Origin of the sequence: Legionella norrlandica (genome assembly GCF_000770585.1) — a bacterium.
Classification (GTDB): domain Bacteria; phylum Pseudomonadota; class Gammaproteobacteria; order Legionellales; family Legionellaceae; genus Legionella; species Legionella norrlandica.
Genome location: NZ_JNCF01000019.1, coordinates 22,861 through 40,214, shown reverse-complemented (window position 1 = coordinate 40,214; position 17,354 = coordinate 22,861). Strand labels below are relative to the sequence as shown.

Sequence of the window (17,354 nt, the reverse complement as noted above, 5' to 3'; positions counted from 1 at the left end):
TGGATCGAAATTATCCATATAGTTGTTTTAATAGATTCAAGGATCTTTTTATGGCCAATAATTGTGAGGATTCACCGATATTATCCAACAAGATGTTACAACTTAAAAAGAAAATTCAAGCTCAAACCTTGCCCGTTAAAACACTAAAGGAAAAAATTCAGGAAGGAATCTCTACCGCCACATCAATAACAATAGGAATTAGCAAATTTTTTAATATACTTTCTGCACTCCTATCCTCATATCGAGGAATCCCAATTATTGGTGGAGTACTTCAATTTTTAGCTGTTCTTGCCAAATCGATCTCGATTATAAGTGATCCTGAAAAATCTGTTACTGAAAAAATAATATCCTCTCTTTTAATAGCTACTTTAGTCACTCTTTCTGTTATCGCTCTAACTCTTGGTACCGTAGCAGCTGCAATTATTGGGACAATAGTCGCTTCTGTAATAACAATTGTCGAAGGCATAAATTTTTTTGGAAAAATGCTGAAAAATATCGATTAGCCAATTCCTACAAAATAAAAAAGGAATTTACAGAATTGGTGGCTAACCGCATAGAGCCTGATGGGATTCAATATAATAATTTATTTGAGATTCGCGCCATTGAGCTCGAACATGAACTTGAAAAAACTACTCTAACTCACGCCAAGAAAGATCAGTTGAATGAGGAATTACAATTCATCCATACCGTACTTAAGAAAAAAGGCATCACTACAGGACAAAACGAGAATAATACCGTATCTAAACTTAACCAACTCTATAAAGAACGCAAAAAGCAACTAAAAAAACTTGTCGATAAAATTTCTTTGTTTAATTCGATCACTGCTGATGGCAAAGAAAAAAAGCTACTCTCGGAGGAAATTAAATCTTTACAAAAGGAAATAACCAAAACAGATACCAATATAGAAAAAATCACGCCCTCTCTTGATAAAATAGAAAAAGATAATTTGAAAGCTAATGCTGATATTGCCATAAGCTATAGTACCTTTGCTATCGCAGGAGCAGGAACTTTATTTTCAGTATTAGCATTACTTACAGTAATCGGGGCCGTTACTGCTCCCCCGATTATGATACCTATTATAACAGGATTTGGAGCTCTCTTGGCCGTTATTGGTTTAATGAAATGGACAGCTGAGGAAATCGCAGGAATGGAAGAGTCTCAATTAAAAGCTCAGATGACAGCCTTGCACGAAGAAAATATTTTAGATGAAGCGCTAAATATTTACGATCAACAATTAGGCTCTAATTTAGCCGACTCCAGCCATGCCAAATATATGAAAGATTTATTATCAGCCAACACGAATGAGGTATCTAATGGCTCTTCCCTAACAATCGATGTTGCCTCGAAATTGGAAACCACGTCTCAGTTCACAAAAGCAACTCCCTTACCAAAGATAAAAGCTGTCGATCAAGACACTCTATCCGCTGCAGAATTGCAATTGTCATGCGCTATGAACTAACTATTACAGCTGATAAAAAATAATATCACAAACCAATTTTAGGGGTACATAGGCGATATGAAGCAATTGTCAACTATAATTAGTTTAATAATGAACTATTATTGTATTTGCTCAGAATTCAGGAATACTGAGAATAAGCCGCAGGCGCTAAATAAAGAATGGGTAAGCTATCATTCAATAATCACGATTAAAACTAATTAAGAGACTGAATTTATGCCCAAGAATAAAAAATTTCAACATTTTCACCAAGCTCAAGAAGACAAAACAGAGGGTTATCAAAAAGCATTTGATGAAATAGAAAATGGGGGAAAAAAAAGTCATTGGATTTGGTATATTTTCCCTCAACTAAAAAGTCTCGGCAGAAGCAATTCGTCTAAGCTATATGGAATTGCAGATTTAAATGAAGCTTGTGATTATTTAAAAGACCCTGTACTTTTCAATCGTTACTATAATTTACTCCAACTTACTGAAAAAAAATTAAAAACCATTCCATTATATCATCTGATGGGCGGTTCTCCAGATGACCTTAAATACATCTCCAGCTTAACATTATTTCGAGCTGCTTCTAAATACTTAAGCTCAAACGAGGAAGACACTCAACACAATTATAAAAAACTTTATGAAACATGTAATAGAATTTTTGAACAAATTGCATATCAAGGTTACTCACCATGCCCGAAAACAGAATCATTTATTAAAAACGAATTGAATTCTCGCAAAAAAAAGGAACAATCAGATCAACACATACCCTTACCACAAAACAGTTTTTTTCCTCCAAGTCAAGAGAAAATAAACACCCCTCACCCTATTCTGAATGAGTTAACCCAATACATGAGCGAAAGAAGAAATGAATGGGGTTATCATTATAATTTTTTAGGACTCATGGCAGTGGTTTATTTTATCCAGGATTTAATTCTGGGAACTGATCATTTCAATAGCAAAGCTCGTGAAATCAAACTCTGTGCTGCTGGCAAACTCCATAAAATCCTTGACCCGCAGTGTCATGAACAATGCAGATTAAGCTCATCAGAGAGAAATGCCCTTTTGGATGGCCGATTAGGAACCATTGTTAAGCGACATGGGGGATTAGAGAAAATCTTAGCGACTGCTCCAAACAAACCAGCAAAAACTAATGGCGATCAAGATATTCATTTTAACCCTTTTTAAAGACGACGGTTCACTATAAGACCAAAATGCTTCATCATTTAAAGGATATAGGGAATCACTACTGAACGTTCGATATAACCAAAATCGGAGGTTTTGCTTATATCGAACTGAATTATTTTGATTTAAAGCAATAAATTATAACCGTTTATTGATCACATTTGGCCAGAAGATTCCCATAAAGCGATATGGGCGCCAGTAGGATCAACTATGATAGCAAAACGTCCCATCTCTCCTACTTGAGTTACTCCTTTCACTTCCTGAGCACCGTGCTGTTTTGCTTTATTTAAGGATTCAGAAACATCCTTAACATAAATATAAGCCATCCAGTGGGGAGGAATTTGGCTTTGTTGATCTTTAGGAATTTGCCATATTCCAGCCATTTCTTTATCTTTACACTTAATAATGGTATAAGTCATGTCCTTTGATTCAATGTCATTGAATTGCCAGCCAAAGACTTTACCATAAAAATCTTTCGCTTTGTTAACATCTGCAGTAGCTAGTTCATTCCAACAAAACTCCCCAAATGTACCTTGCGACATAAAATGCTCCTTTTATTTAGTTTTTAAGAGAAACCCATTTAAACAACTAACTTCCTGATTAGGTACACACTTTTATTAGACCTCTTACATAACAACTAGTACAACCTTATAAAGCTTATGAAATAAGTGTATAAAGCATAGTAGATAAATTATATAAATACCAATAATTCCAATAGTTCTTAGCTGAGCGTCCCAACTTATTGAATAAGGGACTTTATGTTCTTAAACTTACTGTAATATAAGGTCCCCCAATAGAGAAATCACTCTGTGTGTGTTTCGCACTTGATGTAGACAAAGAACCTGTATCCAAAGCAATAACATTGGTATTGGTTTCATAGCTGGATAGAGGATTAAAATATAAAGCCCCCATATACCCCGCTTCAAAATTCAATTCATAACCTTGTTTTAATGCATAAAGATAGCTTAGGCCAAGTTTGGCATCAAGAGCAGGTACCAGTTGATTCACACTAGGATTGGCAAGCCCTTCACGATTTACAAAAATTCTAGCGATAATTAATTGCTCTGAAGTTCCTGTAAACTGATATTGAGCTGGTTGCATTCTGCCATATAAAACTGCTCCAGCAAGTTGCCCCACTAAATTAAACCCATTCTTGATATTGTAGCTATTGTGGAATCCCAACCTAGGACCAACCCCTTTATAAGTAGAGGTATTATTCAATGATAATATAGGAAGGGAAAATCCCCGAAAAGTGGATATCAATTCTTCTTCAATCCAAGCGCTGCCTAATCCTGTAAACAGTCTTGTTTGTAGTTTAGAACCAAAATTTACAAATTTCCCTATGTCTAGGTTGACTGCATCATAATTAAAGCTAAGGCTCGAATGAGCAAGTTTTAATAATGCCACTCCAGTAATTTGCCCAGAAGGAGTGGGCGGAGTACCTGTTTGAGAAAAAGGAGAGATCCATTGCGATGTGGGGTTAACAAATACATTGTTCGTATCGTTAGTGCGTAAATGCGACCAATTGAACTGCACATCACTCCCAGAGTCAGCAAACACATAACGACCACCCAAGTTAAAACCAGCTTGATAATTAGGATTGAACGTAACGACTTGCCAATTTGGGGAAGGTATTGGAAGTACTGTAGTAATCACACCCCAACCTAAATTGTTTGCACCAGGTTGAAGATAAAAAGCCGTAGCAGAGAACTCATAGCCCGGTTTTAGATTGGGAATGAAAACCCTAAAAGGATCATCATTTTCAATAGGCCCTGAACTACCGGGATAACCAAACGTTGCAAAAAGCTGTAATGCAATTCCTGCAAGGAATTTATAACGTGTTTTCATATAGCAATGTATCCTCCATAACACATAATTTATATAAATAACGGATAAGCTTTTAATTTAAGAGTTCTAAGTAAACCAAGTTTTAAATCATGACCAAAGCAAGAATTAAATCTGGATGGGTATAAATTTCGCGGCAATCTTAACATTAAGACAATAAAATTGCGATGCATTCAGGGCAAAATCATACTCTATCTAAAATATAAACAAAATGTCATCATCCTGAGATAAATCCTTGCCCTGTGCTTCACGTTAAAGTTATTTTATTGACGTATTAAACGGATGTTTTGCTCATCCAAAACACAAGGCTCCGTTGACCTCAAAGGATTTATGTCAAGCCCTCCTCTTCTTGTATATCGCCCATATACAGTTAACGACTCAGGTTGACAAAGCCGCATAATATCAGCAAATATTCGTTCAATACATTGTTCATGAAATTCATTATGATTACGGAAAGAAACCAAGTATTTTAATAGTCCCTCATGGTTTATCTTTTTACCTCGATATGTAATTTGCACACTCCCCCAATCCGGTTGATTTGTGACTAAGCAATTTGACTTGAGCAAATCAGAATATAGCACTTCTTCAACCACTTCGGGTGATGTCGACAGAAAGCTTGGATTTACTTGATAGACAGAACATTCTACATCAAGTTCATCAAGACAAACCCCTGTAAATGAGGTGCGCATAGTATTATTTTTTATTTCTGTTAGCGGAGTAATCGCGACAAAAACATCTGCATCAATACAGCCGCTTAAATCTTTCCTAATAGTCTCAGCAACCACTTCAGCATTAGCGAATTGAGTATTATTGAACGAGTTAAAATATAATTTTAACGACTTGGATTCAATAATACAGGGAGAATGACAATCATATGAAATAGCCGCCATGGCAACCACAGGCTTTCCTTTAGAATTGAGCCAGGAAACCTCATAATGATTCCAACTGTCAAATCCATGGAAAATTATGGCATCAGGATCCAAATTGATTTCCTGACGTTTTGGGGCCCTGGAATAGGATATAATCGCTTAGGATTATAGTGATTATCATAATTTGAAACCTGCCCAAGTTCTGACCACTCTGCCATTGTCTGATGAGTACCCTTCAGGTCCTTGTTCATTGATGCCTCCAAAAAAATTAGGCCAATTGGCTTATCTCTTCAATAATAAAATTTCACATTGTAACTCAAAAAAGCAAAATGCTTATAATATATAATACCGCGTTAGGGTCAAAACTTTCATAAAATGAAATAAATCTATTACAATGAAATCCATTTACAATTAAAATCTTAAAATAAGAGTCAGGGCAAAGTCATACTATTTGGGTTCAAAACTATTCTATAATAAGGATTGATGCTATTAATTCATATAATTTTAGGGTGAGGAGCAATTGTCAACACACCCTAAATAGGCAAATCATGATTTTTACATGAACTTATTGTGTAATTATTTTGTTTTATGTATAATTTTATACATACTCATCTTTAAAGAGATAGTTTATGCTAACGCCTCCGACAGCCCCTCTAAATACACCTGACATAGATAGATCTATCAAACTCAATGGCGCGTTAGATATATTAAAAAAATTTAATGAGTCAATAAATGAATCTATAAAAGAACATTCTCAAATTGAAGAACTACGGAAAAAAATGTCCTTACAAATGGAGATGCTCAATAAAGCCAAAGCGGATAGCGAGCTATTCTTCCGCTTGTTAAGTGAGCTTATGGCTTCAAAATTTGAAGCCGGATTATTCAAAGAGCAATTAAGCAAAATTGTCCAAGAGAGCGGTTACAAAAACATAGAAACTGCACTTAATCAAGCAGTCAATGAGAATGGACAAAGCCCATTACAATTGGCATTGCAAAAACAAGACTTTTTTTTAGCAAGACACTTATTAAATAATGGGGCAAAAGTAGGGCCTGTGGAAAAAGCGGTGTTTGAGATTGCCCTGGACAGTAAAGCGGCTAAGGAATTTGGCTTTCCTCCCCCTCCACCTGCCAAAGAAATGCTCCATCCTGTCAAAAATTTTGGCCTGGTTCTAGGTATAAAAATGACTAGTGCCGATGGGACTAACTCCCAATTTGGCCATATAGCACCAACCTACCAACTGATGACTGATTCGGTTAGTCATTTTGCCAGAGCCCATCCGGATAAGAAAAATTTTCAGGAAATTGCTGACGCATACCAATTTTCAAATAAGGCATCCGCATTTAAGTTCAGCACTCCACAAAGAAACCCTGAAGCTGGTCACGATCTGGCTGAGCGAATCCAAAATGGCAAGCTCACTACCATTCCAGTAAGCTGCGCAGGTCATGCGATGGGATTATCGTATGTACCAGACGGTCCTGGTTCCAAATCAGGTTATTTGGTCTATACTAATCGAGGTCTTGGAGCAAACCCAAACAATTATGGGACCCATATATTCCGAGTTGATGAGGTCAGTACGATCACTCCTCAATTTATCAATAACATGATGAATGGGCACTCTAAAGGTACTTCTCATAATGAAATTACGTCACAAATTAAAGCGGCCTCAGGCAATAAAGACCCAATTCATCATATCCAACAAAAAGGACAGAAGCAGGATAATTGTACTATAGCCAATTCGCGTTCCAACATTGAAGGCATCATGCTATGTTTAAAAGCCAAAGAAGTAGGCGGTTTTGATAAACTAACTAAAGCGGATATGGACGCAGTGAAAAAAGAGTATAAGCAATTTACCAACCATATGCGAATTGAAAAAGTCAATGAATTGGCCAAGGCTCTTAAAGAAAATCCTCACGATATGGATTTAAATAGTTTGGCCCGAGAATATTTAAAACAACACCCTAATGCAGATACCAGACTAAAAGAGCCATTAGAGAGGGCATTACAACAGGGGTCTAGCGTTCACATGTCTTCCAAAGAGACAACTCAAAGCAATTTTAGAACAATTTAGGAAGCGTAATTGTCAACAAACCCTATAGGGATTGTAATACCCAAAACAACTTGATAGCTTCGCCATAATCAAGAGGCTTAATCAAATGACCACGAATATTTAAAGGCTCTAAAGCCAGCTTATCCTGGCTAGTATAAGCTGCCGTAAGGACATATACCTCAATATCGGTAAATGTCTGATCAGCACGTAAATCTTTTAAGAACTCTATTCCATTCATTTTAGGCAAATTAATGTCAAGAAGAATCACTTTGGGATGAATTTTCTTTTCATTATTTCGTCCATAAAGCTTGTCTAATGCTTGATTTCCATTTTTTGCAACTTCTATCTTAATCGACGAACTTACTTTCTGAAACGCACGCTGAGCAGATTGAATGTCAACTTCATCGTCTTCCAAGTACAAAATGTCAATTTTTTCAGCAGTGGATTCCATTGCAATTTCTCCCTAAGAAAACATTCTATCTTTTAATCTAATTATAGACCCAATCCTTTATTGGAAAGACTGTTTGGGCCAAGTAAATAAAAATTTAGCCCCCTTGCCCAATTCGGACTGCACGTAAACATCCCCCCCTTGAGATTCTACAATTTTTTTTACAATACTTAATCCTATGCCAGTGGATTCCAATTCATCTTTAGATTGTAATGTTTGGAATATTTTAAATATTTTTTCAAAATACTCAGACTCAATGCCAGGCCCGTCATCAGCGACATAAAACTCATAAAATGCTCCTTTATCTTGAGTTCCAATCTCAATTGTTCCTTTTTTTCGATGATGATGTTTCATGCTATTAGAAATAAGGTTAGAAAAAACCTGATTTAGCAGTATCTTAGTAGTGAATAATGAAGGCATAGGCTCATGAATTACAATAATAAATTTCTTATCATGATTGAGAATATCAACTATTTCTCGAAGTAATTCTTTAGTATCTACCCATTCGAACCCCACATTAAGCCGGTCTACCCGAGCATATTGCAAGAGAGCTTCTATCATCCCTTTCATACGGTAAGCACGGTCTCTAAGTAATGCTAGATTTTTTCTAGAAACAGCGTCCAACTTATCCCCACAATCTTCTTCTATCCAGGTTGCCAACTGAACAATTGCTCTTAATGGCGCTTTTAAATCATGTGAAGTAATATAAGCAAACTCTTCCAGTTCTTGATTACTTTTAATCAATTTCTCTTCATATTTTTTAATTTCTGTAATATCTTTCGAAATAATAACATAGCCTATTTTTTTTTCTTTGGAATCGCGACGCACGGTCATGGTAACCGAAGCAGTAAAACGAGACCCGTCTTTTCGGACCCTCTGAAATACCTCTTCTGCCTTACCCTCTCGGCGCACAGTTTGGAAAAATTTCATTAATTTCCCAGATTGAATGTCTTCAGGAGTATGTAAAATTTGGATATTTTCCTTATTAACCAATTCATGTGCTTCGTAACCATAATTTCGTCTAGCTCCTTCATTCCAAACTAAAATAACCCCTCTTAAGTTAATTGCAATTATTGAATAATAAATGGAACTTTCTAATATGGTTTGTAAGGTACTTTTAGCATGACGTTCTTCTTCTGTTTTAGCTACTTGAAGTTTCAATGCTCTGGTCTTCTCTTTTAATTTTTGACTTATTCTTTTTTGTGCTTTTAAACTTTCTTCCAAGCGGCAACTAAGAAGATATAATTGAGATATCTTTTTTTCGCTTATTTCTTCGGCTTCTTTTCGAGCGCGCATCTCTCTTTTAAGATGACGCAATAACACTTCATAATCACTCATCAGGGTTGCCTTTCGTCAATAAAAATTTTGCTCTGAAGCCTGTTTTTGCAGGTAGATTTTCACGAACAATAGCGATATTCTCCTTAAGATAATGGATACAACCTCTTATTAAGCCTTCTGCAAGATCGGCCAAAGGGCGGCTTGAAGTGTAAATCATTTCCAATTGTGTTGGCTTCAGATACCTACACTCGAAAGAAGGCAGCTCGGTATGGTCATATAATTTCCTTACTTCGAAATGAACACGTGTTTCCAACTCCTCTAAGAATTGAAATACTGATATTTTTCTCCTAAAAAATTGAGGGTATTTTTTTCTAAAAACTTCAAATAAATATTCACCATACTCCTGTAAAATCATAGAAGCCGATTTGCCATTTTTTTCACTTAATGCTTTAACTAATTGAAACAACTCTTTTGGCGAATAGGTACCAATAGTCGTATAGGCACCTTCAGATTTCAAATGACTATCCATAATAATTTGATCAACTATCGCATAAGATTCAGTTTTTTCCACGAAATTAAGAAATTCGTTGAATATGATTCCTTTCATAAACAAAAGCGCTGCATCAATAGAAGGATACCTTAAGTATAGTCCCAAATTGATTAGAATTATCTTTACACAATGGACAGATTATGCTGGAAGTCTAAAAAATTGCAGTGGTAAAACTGGTCATTTTGAAAAATTACAAACAGTATTGTTCACTAATTGGAAAAAAGGTACTATGAAATAGTATGGAAAATCATTAAAACTGGATAATAGGAGAAAAGGAATGTCTCGATTCAATTTTTTTGAAACAAACCAGGCTTTTGATGAAAACAATTTTGAAGAAAAATTATATAAAGCAATCCATCTGATTAAACAGAACCAATCCTTCGTCGCAAAAATAGTAGTGCAAGCGCTTGATTCTAATCAAGTCACAGTAGGCTCATTCTTTCAACTGACTCCAGATCACTATATGAGAATGAAGAACGACATGAAAAAAGAGCATAACATTACACTTCCCCAAACCTTTCCACCTACCACTTCTGCAGTCCGCAAAATCGAACAGGAATTAGAAGGGATTATTTATGATAACCGATACATTTATATCCATTCGAAAAAAAGCGTTGAAGAAATTGCCAGTACCCTAATCCATGAAATCTGCCATTTTTTAAACTCAGAACTTTATGATAAGGAAAAGGAAAGTGAAAACTCAAAACAAGTCAGCTATAAGGATGAAGTTAGGGCATTTACTGCAGAGAAGATGTTTGAAAAAAATGGGGGTTGCTTACTCAGAAGTGATATAAGAAAAGTACATAACACAGTGAGCAGATTATACCCAGAATTTACTGACCCGGAAAACCCAATATCTGGATATATTTATAGTCATTTTGAGAAACCCCTCACGAGATAATATAACACCTACCAACTCATTAGGGAGTTCGATATAAGAAAATTCCATTTCCTTATATTGAACTTCACTCTTTCAAGCATAATATAAAACCTATGAACTGTAGAAATATTAAGTATAATAATGCCAATTAGTATTTAGATACTACCAAATCAGAATTCTATCAAGAGGACTTGCATGCCAAAACAAGATGAAATCATTTCTCATAACCCCGCTTCCTCCAATCTCGATACTGCAATGCAGCAAATAGAAGAAAGAATCAAAAAAGAAGGAAATAAACCGCATACTACAGTAGAAACTCAACTTAGAATCCTTCAAGAATTAAGTCAATTTGATTTTGGCCAATTTTTAATAAAGAATCAGGGAATTAATGGATATTGGACCCATTACATGTTGACTCACCCCTGGTTTGGAAGAAAAACCGGTCTTAACAATAAGGGGGAACCATTATCTTCTTTGGAGCGCTTTATATTGGATAAAGCACCAACCATGCTAGCGACCCAACAACGTTTTGAGATTTTTTTGCGGGAAAATCAAAAAGCTGTATTACATGGAGCAACTTTAGCTTGTATCCCTTGCGGGATGTTAGGAGAATTACTTTATCTAGATTTTAGTGATATCAATACTATCCTATTAGTTGGCATAGATTATGACCCAGCCACGCTAGAAGATGCTAAGGCCCTGGCAAAAAAGCAAAATTTAAATCAATTTACAAAATTTGTTTGTGGTAATGCCTGGTCACTTAACATTTATGAGGAGTTTGATCTCGTTTCAAGTAATGGGTTAAATATTTATGAACCAGACAATGATAAGGTTACAAAACTGTATGAGCAATTCTATATCGCTCTCAAAAAAGGCGGGAAATTAGTAACCAGTTTTTTAACTTACCCACCCCACTTAAGTCCTCAATGTGAATGGAAGCTTAATAAAATCAATTTAGAGGATCTTTCATTACAAAAAATTATTTTTTCAGATGTTCTCAATGCAAAATTCCAATGTTTTCGTTCAACCCAACAAACCAAAGAACAACTCGAATCAGCAGGATTTAAAAATATTCATTTCCTCTATGATGAAGCTCACATTTTTCCAACAGTTGTAGCAGAAAAATAGGATTTGTTGATTATGGCTTATCTATTGAACTTCCATTTCTTGGGACTTCATTCTAAAATAGCTTGCTTTCTCAAGGATAGTCGAACATTCGGCGCCTAATGATTGTTAAAAATACACTAAGGAATAAACAATGGTAGACTATCATTATTTTAAAAACAAATTGAATCGTTTTTATGAGCCGTATGTGGGATACAACCAACGCCCAGTTTTTTTTGATATTGATCAAACTTTCCCAGCCTTGAATCAGATAACCCATCATTTTTCAGACATTAAAAAAGAGTTTGAAAACGTACAAGCTAACGTGAAAGAGTTACCACGCTATCATGACATCGATCCTGGGGAAGAAGCGATATCAAATACTACTGAAAAAAACTGGAATGTATTTATGCTCTATCTTCTTGGCTATCAACTCAAAGAAGCTCGTTTGCTATGCCCAACACTTTGCCATTTACTGGAAGGAATACCTCACCTTATTCAAGCCTTCTTCTCAATTTTAGAACCAGGGAAGTCCATTCCACTACATGAAGGCCCTTATATAGGTTATTTAAGATACCATTTAGGAATTCACGTTCCCCAGAATAATCCGCCGCAAATTTTCGTTAATAATCAACCTTATACATGGAGAGAGGGTGAAGCAGTACTTTTCGATGATTCATGGCCACATGAAGTAAGAAATACCAGTGACGATTATCGAGTTGTTTTAATTATTGACGTATTACGTCCTATGCCATTTTTACCTAAATTGGTTAATCAATTTGTAACTTATGTCATTGCTCGCTATTTTTATGGTCGTAAAGTGATGAAACGAGCTTTACAGTACGGTGGGGAAATCAAACCATTGGCGCTTTAAAAATCAAGGAAAGCACATACAATACCTTTGCACAATAACCATTTGCCTATATTTAATTTAATAGATCTCTTTCGAAATTCGCTTCTTTGAGTGAAGTGCGAGGAGGCACAGAATGGAGAACCGGAGTGTACACGTCAGTACATGAGGATTCGAGCACCGTATCGACAAAGCAATTCTCCATGGCAGTAGAGTTTCGAAAGAACTCTATTATCTTTAGTGTTCTAGAAAACAGTCTAGTTCTCTTTTTAATTGGGCAATAACCAGAGGAATTGTTTTTTCAATTGACTTTGATAAAGTGGAAGGAAAGGTAGTGGCATCCCCAATCTCGATCCCGTATAAAATAATGTGTTCAGGTAAAACATCTAAACTATTCGCTAATTGCAAGGCTTGAACTACTCCTATAGCATGGGTAGATAGTGCATTTTTCAGAGTATAAATTTCGCTATTTTTTAAATGGTGAATAGTTCCAATAGTGCCCCCTGATTTTACCGCATCAATTAAAAATACAACCTGTTGAGAGTCTAATAATTCAATTAAACGCAGACCAGGGCGATCGTGACATTCCACGCTTACTTTTCGATCGATATCCGGGGATAGGTCCAATTCCTTTTTTAGCCCTTCAGCAACCAACCATCCCACTTGATCATCACCGAATGGTGAACCTATACCTAAAATTTTTATAAAGCTCATAATCTATTGATTTTTAAATCTAAAAAATGAGTTGAACAAGAAATACAAGGATCGTAGTTCCGGATAATCATTTCGCTAAAATGTCGTATGACTTTCTCATCTTGCTCAAAACCAAACTGTTCCAAGGAGTACCTCAAATCTTCCTCAATCCGTGCCTGATTTTGACTAGTAGGAGGGATAATGCGAGCGGTCAAAACCCGTCCATGCTCATCAAATAGATAATGTTGCCATAATATTCCTCTGGGAGCTTCAGTACAACCTATTCCTTCCCCAGCTTGAGGTGTAATTTCTGGATAAGAATGCTCTGGTAATGCATATTGTTCCATAATGCGAATGGCTTCCAAAACACAATAATATATTTCTATCGCACGAGCGATGATGCTGTAGTACATATTTCTTGAAGGAAATTGCAATCCTAAATCTTGTAAAAGAAGATGAATTGGAACAGGTAAATGCCCAAAACAATTGTTAACGCGAGCAAGAGGTCCTACCAAATACGGTTTATTTTGTAATAAGCAATGCAATGCCGTAGAATAACTCACCTGATGTTCTTTAAAATAATAATCAAATTCTTCCTTGTTTATGTTGAGACCTCGATTCGATACAATTCTTCCTTCGTTCATAGGGTATTCAGTAGGATGATAAAGAGAAACATTAGTAAAATCATGGGAATTATCAGGAAAAGAAAGTTTTGCAAGCCAATAGAGCAATTCTTCACAATCGGCAACTCGTTCTTTTGCTTTTTCTAATAGCACCTTTATTTCCGAGTAGGCTGGCGCTTTATAAAAACCTCCAACACAAGCTCCCACGGGATGGACAGAACGTCCCCCCAACAGTTTAATCAAGTCATTACCAAAAGATTGAAGACGCAATCCACGTTTGACCTCTTCAGGAAATGTCTTGGCCATTTCAGGAGCAGAGCGAAACCCTAAAAAGTCAGGTAAAGCCAGAAAGTGAACATGCAGACTGTGACTCTCCAACCATTCCCCACAATAAAAGAGACGACGCATATTGCGAACCCATGGCGTTACACTGATGTTGAAACACTGTTCAATAGCCTGAGTGGCACTCATTTGATAAGCAACTGGACATATGCCGCAAATACGAGCCACAAAATCTAACACTTCGGTATAACTACGACCTTCCAGGAATTTTTCAAATAATCTTGGTGGTTCATAAATTTTTAATCTTAACGTCTCAATTTTGCTATCCCGAATACAAAGTTCAAGAGCGCCCTCTCCTTCCACTCGTGCCAAGATTGGAACATTAATTGAAATGTCTTTATTCATTGCTGATTTTGATACCTTTAAAATAGTTTCCAGCCTTATTAAACGATGGAGATTGATTGTTAATATGTAAAAATTTTCTGGCAACCTCTTCTTTGCTTAACCCCATAGATAAAAACCAACTCCCTAAAGAATTGGCATTGGCATTTTCTTTTGGTCCATAACAAGCATAACAACCCCGTCCAACGGTAGGGCAAAGAGAACCACATCCTGTCTGGGTTACTGGTCCCATGCACGGTTGTTTTTTCGTTACCAATACACAAACATTTCCTTTTCGTTTACACTCCATGCATTCCGAGTCTTTTTTTATTTTGGGAGTAGCAGCGAATAATAAAAAACGAATAGCCTCCAAAACTTGCCGACTATTTACCGGACAACCCCATAATTCCCAATCGACTTTAACATGATGCGAAATAGCAGTAGACGTGGTGAGTGTCTTTATATAATCAGGTGACGCATAAACACCTGCTACCCATTCATCAGAATCTGAAAAACTGCGTAACGCCTGTATACCACCGGCCGTAGCACAAGCACCTATAGTAATAAGGTATTTACTGTTTTCACGAATTTTTCTTATGCGATGCACTTCATCGGGTGTAGAAACGCTGCCTTCAACAAAGGCAATGTCTACTTTGATATCAATATCCACCATACCTGCTTCTGCAAAATGAACTATTTCAACCAAATTAGATAAGGTAAGCAAGGATTCTCCCGAATTTAAAAAGGCTAATTGACATCCATCACATGATGTTAGTTTATATATAGCGACACGTGGTTTCATTACTCTAAAACCCTCGCACTTTGAACAGTTCCTTAACTTGGGTATAAGCAAAGACGGGGCCATCTTTGCATACAAACAAACCACCATACTGACAATGACCGCAATGACCAATGCCACACTCCATATTTCTCTCCATACTGAGATAAATATTACTCTCAGGAATTCCTTTTTCAGTAAATACTTTCACCGCGGTATTCATCATCATCTCTGGTCCACACATCATGACTACTGAATTTTCTGGTTGGATAGTAATGTTGTCAATCATATCGGTCACATAGCCAACACTCCAAGGCCATTTAGGGCCCGCTTGATCGGCTGCTATATAAACCTCAGTATGAGGAGATTTTTGCCATTGAGCGTATTGTTTTCTGAAAATAAAATCTTCGCTGTGCTTTACTCCTTGTAAAATACTTAGCTTACCATAATGATTTCGTCTTCTTATGACATAGTTGATTATAGAAACTGATGGAGCACAACCCAAGCCTCCGGTTAAAACGATGACATCTTTTCCCTTTACCTTTTCAAGCGGCCAACCTACTCCAAAAGGTCCTCGCATGCCAAGTCGATCACCTACCTGCAGTTGCTGCATAGCCTTAGTTACTCGGCCCACTGCCCGAATAGTATGGCTTAGAGTAGCCTTTCTTCTGGGATCTGAAACAATTGAAATAGCGACTTCACCTACCCCATAAAGATATAACATATTGAATTGACCGGGATAAAATTGAAATTGTTTATGTTGTTCCTCATCAGTAATACGCAAATGAAGAGTAAAAATAGAAGAACTTTCCTGCGTACGCTTCACAATTTCAACTTCTTTTGGCAGATAGGGATCAGGATCTGACTTATTCACTTTCTATTTTCCTCACATTAGACTCCCCTGAAATAGCTGCCAGCTCTTCAGTAATATCAATGCCAACCGGGCACCAAGTGATGCAACGGCCACAACCTACACAGCCGCTGGTATCAAATTGATCAAACCAACTGCCAACTTTATGAGTTAACCATTGTCTGTATTGTTTTCTTGTGTCATCGCGAATAATTTTTCCATTCAAATAGGTATGTCCTGTTGTAAAGCAGGAATCCCACTCTCTTTGATGTTCACTAGCCCCCCCATCTAACCCTGGTTTCTCGATTTCGCTATGACAAAAACAGGTCGGGCATACTAAAGTACAATTACCACAAGATAAACAACGATTAGCCACCTCATCCCAACGTAAATGATTTAAATTGGAAAAAAGTAAATCTCGTAATTCACGTTTGTTGTCTAAAGGTATTCTTTTCTTTTGCAACGAAGCGGCCTGTTGGGCATTATTACCAGCATCAACACATTGGGTTTTTGTAGCACTTTCTAAGTGAAGTTGATTAATAATTCCTTTTCCTCTCTCGCTCCCTGTTTCCACCACAAATCCACCCTCAATTTCTGTCATAAGAATATCGAATGGGCTTCTCACTTCTGGACCAGTCCCAGCAGAGACACAAAAACAATTTTCAGAAGCATAAGTACAATTCACTGCGACTATAAATAACTGCTCGCGTCTTTTTTTATAACGAGGATCAGGGTTTTTACTCTCTACAAAAACCTTATCCTGAATGCTCATGGCTACCAGATCACAGGAACGAGAACCAATAATGGCAATAGGGGGTTCATCAGGTTGGTGAGGAACAAAGCACAATTTTCCTTCTTCATTCCGTTCCACTCGCCACACTGTTTCTTGCGGTTTGAATAACAGGGGCTTTATTCCTTGAGGACCATTCGCAAATGCAAAAGCCTTGCGCTCAGGGATGCGCTCTAGGCGATATTCTCCCGGAGATTGGTGATCACGAATTCCCCATGGTAATTGCTCTACCTTAGTTAAGAGATCATAAACTATTGCACCATCCCGCACTTGAGGTCCCACGCAGGAAAAACCAGCATTTTGCAAGGAGTCAATTAAATTTTGCAATGTCTCATGAGGTAGAAAATAGCTTCTCTTTTCACTCATCCCGCTAATCCTTTTATATTGCAAGTCCGCTCCCTAACGGTCGCAGCTCGGTTTACTCACTATACTCAGTTTACTCACTATAATCCAAGTGACCGT

At 36.8% G+C, this 17,354-nt stretch carries 15 protein-coding genes and 2 pseudogenes; 6 read left to right on the top strand and 11 right to left on the bottom strand.

What is annotated here, in order from left to right; all coding sequences use genetic code 11:
• Positions 1–50 precede the first annotated feature (50 nt).
• Both OK13_RS13910 and OK13_RS06635 read left to right on the top strand, forming a co-directional pair.
• Positions 51–1,459: pseudogene (locus OK13_RS13910) on the top strand (T4SS effector SidA family protein).
• A 213-nt stretch (positions 1,460–1,672) separates the two neighbouring features.
• Entirely contained in the window at positions 1,673–2,626 is a 954-nt protein-coding gene (locus OK13_RS06635; protein ID WP_035889115.1) for a DUF1810 family protein, read from the top strand.
• Positions 2,627–2,778: 152 nt separating this feature from the next.
• Here OK13_RS06635 and OK13_RS06630 read toward each other — a convergent pair whose 3' ends face one another.
• The 3 genes and pseudogenes from OK13_RS06630 to queF form a co-directional block, all read right to left on the bottom strand.
• A complete protein-coding gene (locus tag OK13_RS06630; protein WP_035889114.1) occupies positions 2,779–3,165 on the bottom strand; it encodes a VOC family protein in 387 nt (128 codons plus the stop codon).
• Positions 3,166–3,379: 214 nt separating this feature from the next.
• Positions 3,380–4,471: an Lpg1974 family pore-forming outer membrane protein gene (locus OK13_RS06625; protein ID WP_035889112.1), complete on the bottom strand. Its 1,092-nt coding sequence runs from the start codon at positions 4,469–4,471 to the stop codon at positions 3,380–3,382.
• 260 nt (positions 4,472–4,731) lie between these two features.
• Positions 4,732–5,588, bottom strand: a pseudogene (gene queF / locus OK13_RS06620) (NADPH-dependent 7-cyano-7-deazaguanine reductase QueF).
• 378 nt (positions 5,589–5,966) lie between these two features.
• Between queF and ankD the strand changes: the two are divergent.
• Positions 5,967–7,406, top strand: a complete 1,440-nt coding sequence (gene ankD, locus OK13_RS06615; protein ID WP_035889110.1) for a Dot/Icm T4SS effector AnkD/LegA15 — start codon at positions 5,967–5,969, stop codon at positions 7,404–7,406.
• A gap of 22 nt (positions 7,407–7,428) precedes the next feature.
• Here the strand turns inward: ankD and OK13_RS06610 are convergent, their stop codons facing one another.
• The 3 genes from OK13_RS06610 to OK13_RS06600 are packed head-to-tail and all read right to left on the bottom strand — an operon-like array spanning position 7,429 to position 9,718.
• A complete protein-coding gene (locus OK13_RS06610) occupies positions 7,429–7,836 on the bottom strand; it encodes a response regulator (RefSeq protein WP_035889108.1) in 408 nt (135 codons plus the stop codon).
• A 57-nt stretch (positions 7,837–7,893) separates the two neighbouring features.
• Positions 7,894–9,171: a sensor histidine kinase gene (locus OK13_RS06605; protein ID WP_081964881.1), complete on the bottom strand. Its 1,278-nt coding sequence runs from the start codon at positions 9,169–9,171 to the stop codon at positions 7,894–7,896.
• Complete coding sequence (locus OK13_RS06600) at positions 9,164–9,718, bottom strand: heme NO-binding domain-containing protein (protein WP_035889106.1); 555 nt, start codon at positions 9,716–9,718, stop codon at positions 9,164–9,166. Before OK13_RS06600 ends, OK13_RS06605 begins: the two co-directional genes overlap by 8 nt.
• Positions 9,719–9,938: 220 nt before the next feature.
• On the opposite strand from OK13_RS06600, the gene OK13_RS06590 reads away from it, so the two are divergent.
• The 3 genes from OK13_RS06590 (at position 9,939) to OK13_RS06580 (ending at position 12,519) form a co-directional block, all read left to right on the top strand.
• Positions 9,939–10,562 carry an ImmA/IrrE family metallo-endopeptidase gene (locus tag OK13_RS06590; RefSeq protein WP_035889102.1) on the top strand — a complete coding sequence of 208 codons (624 nt, stop codon included), beginning with the start codon at positions 9,939–9,941 and terminating at the stop codon, positions 10,560–10,562.
• Between the two features lie 174 nt (positions 10,563–10,736).
• On the top strand, positions 10,737–11,669 hold the full coding sequence (locus tag OK13_RS06585; RefSeq protein WP_035889100.1) for a class I SAM-dependent methyltransferase: 933 nt from the start codon (positions 10,737–10,739) through the stop codon (positions 11,667–11,669).
• Between the two features lie 130 nt (positions 11,670–11,799).
• Positions 11,800–12,519, top strand: coding sequence for an aspartyl/asparaginyl beta-hydroxylase domain-containing protein (locus tag OK13_RS06580; RefSeq protein ID WP_035889097.1), 720 nt, complete (start codon positions 11,800–11,802; stop codon positions 12,517–12,519).
• A 213-nt stretch (positions 12,520–12,732) separates the two neighbouring features.
• Here OK13_RS06580 and OK13_RS06575 read toward each other — a convergent pair whose 3' ends face one another.
• Genes OK13_RS06575 through OK13_RS06555 form a run of 5 tightly spaced genes read right to left on the bottom strand, consistent with a single transcriptional unit; the run spans position 12,733 to position 17,258 of the window.
• Complete coding sequence (locus OK13_RS06575; RefSeq protein ID WP_035889096.1) at positions 12,733–13,209, bottom strand: hydrogenase maturation protease; 477 nt, start codon at positions 13,207–13,209, stop codon at positions 12,733–12,735.
• Positions 13,206–14,498, bottom strand: a complete 1,293-nt coding sequence (locus OK13_RS06570; RefSeq protein WP_035889095.1) for a Ni/Fe hydrogenase subunit alpha — start codon at positions 14,496–14,498, stop codon at positions 13,206–13,208. Before OK13_RS06570 ends, OK13_RS06575 begins: the two co-directional genes overlap by 4 nt.
• Positions 14,491–15,276 (bottom strand): NADH-quinone oxidoreductase subunit B family protein, encoded by a 786-nt coding sequence (locus tag OK13_RS06565; protein ID WP_035889094.1) that lies wholly within the window; start codon positions 15,274–15,276, stop codon positions 14,491–14,493. Before OK13_RS06565 ends, OK13_RS06570 begins: the two co-directional genes overlap by 8 nt.
• A gap of 4 nt (positions 15,277–15,280) precedes the next feature.
• Positions 15,281–16,126: an FAD/NAD(P)-binding protein gene (locus OK13_RS06560; RefSeq protein ID WP_035889093.1), complete on the bottom strand. Its 846-nt coding sequence runs from the start codon at positions 16,124–16,126 to the stop codon at positions 15,281–15,283.
• The gene (locus tag OK13_RS06555; protein WP_035889092.1) at positions 16,119–17,258 is read right to left on the bottom strand and encodes a 4Fe-4S dicluster domain-containing protein; all 1,140 of its coding nucleotides are present in this window, start codon (positions 17,256–17,258) and stop codon (positions 16,119–16,121) included. Before OK13_RS06555 ends, OK13_RS06560 begins: the two co-directional genes overlap by 8 nt.
• Positions 17,259–17,354: the final 96 nt, after the last annotated feature.